Consider the following 1,236-nt stretch of genomic DNA (forward strand, 5'->3'; position numbering starts at 1 on the left):
GGGTGGATTCAGGTGGTGGTTGCAACACCTGTTTCTGTTGGTCGTGAGAGTAGCTGTTTGAGGGCTTCGGCGGGAGTCATCGCGTCGAGGCGTTTGCGGGGTCGGTCGTTGATCTCGTCTTGCACGAACTGGAGTTCTGCGGTGGTGTAGCGGGAGAGATCGGTGCCCTTGGGGAAGTACTGCCGGAGGAGCCCGTTGGTGTTCTCGTTGCTGCCCCGCTGCCAGGGTGCGTGTGGATCGCAGAAGTAGATCTGCACCCCGGTCGCGATCGTGATTTCCCGGTGCCGGGTCATCTCGATGCCCTGGTCCCAGGTGATGGACTTCGCGACCTCGGCCGGCATCCGGCCGATCGCGGCGATCATCTGATCGCGGACCTCGATGGCTCCGTGCGACCCGGGAAGGTGCAGCAGCATCAGGTACCCGGTGCTGCGTTCAACGAGCGTGCCGATCGCGGAGCGGTTCCCGGCGCCCATGATCAGGTCCCCTTCCCAGTGGCCGGGAACAGCGCGGTCATCGACCTCGGCTGGCCGTTCGGTGATCATCACCATGTTCGCGATCTTCGATGCGCGGGTGGTGACTCTGCCCTGGGGTTTCCGGATGGTTCGTCCGGTGCGCAGACACGCGGTGAGCTCCCGACGCAACTCGCCGCGGCCCTGCACGAACAACGCCTGGTAGATCGTTTCGTGGGACACGCGCATCTCCGAATCGTTCGGGAACGCCCGCCGGAGCCGGAGGCTGATCTGTTCCGGTGAACGCTTCTGCAGCAACCCAGTCTGCACGTACTCACGAAGCCGGTCGTTCCGAGCGAGTTTCCCGGGTTTCGGGCGACGAGCACGCTGCCAGGCCCGCTGCTGCGCAGTCCCGGCTCGGTAACCGCGCGTCGACGCGCCAGCTCGCAGCTCACGGCTGATGGTCGAGGGTGCACGACCCAGCGCACGAGCGATCTGACGCACCCCGATGCCCTGGGCATGCAGCACCGCGATCTCGTCCCGATCAGCCAACGACAACCGCGCCCCGGACACCCCGTGGTTCGCGGCGGTCATCCCGCCAGCACCCACGACCCACATCGCCGCGGTCGAGCGCTTCACACCCATCACGGATGCAGCCTCCGTCAACGTCCCCGAGCGCTGCAACACCCGGAAGAACGCCGCCCGAAACTCCCTCGAATACGCCGCCGCACGACCCATCACAACCACCCAAACGCTCAGGGCGTTGCAACCACCGATTGAACCCAAG

At 65.5% G+C, this 1,236-nt stretch carries 1 protein-coding gene; it reads right to left on the reverse strand.

Features of this window, described 5'->3' with window-relative positions:
* Positions 1 to 8: 8 nt before the first annotated feature.
* Positions 9 to 1,187 carry an IS30 family transposase gene (locus KK097_RS17765; RefSeq protein ID WP_439647663.1) on the reverse strand — a complete coding sequence of 393 codons (1,179 nt, stop codon included), beginning with the start codon at positions 1,185 to 1,187 and terminating at the stop codon, positions 9 to 11.
* Between the last annotated feature and the right edge of the window lie 49 nt (positions 1,188 to 1,236).

The organism is Curtobacterium flaccumfaciens (assembly GCF_018598405.1).
GTDB classification, from domain to species: domain Bacteria; phylum Actinomycetota; class Actinomycetes; order Actinomycetales; family Microbacteriaceae; genus Curtobacterium; species Curtobacterium aurantiacum.

Coding starts and splice junctions, on each gene's coding strand:
- KK097_RS17765 (WP_439647663.1), bottom strand. CDS start 1,187: ATGGGTCGTGCGGCGGCGTATTCGAGGGAGTTTCGGGCGGCGTTCTTC.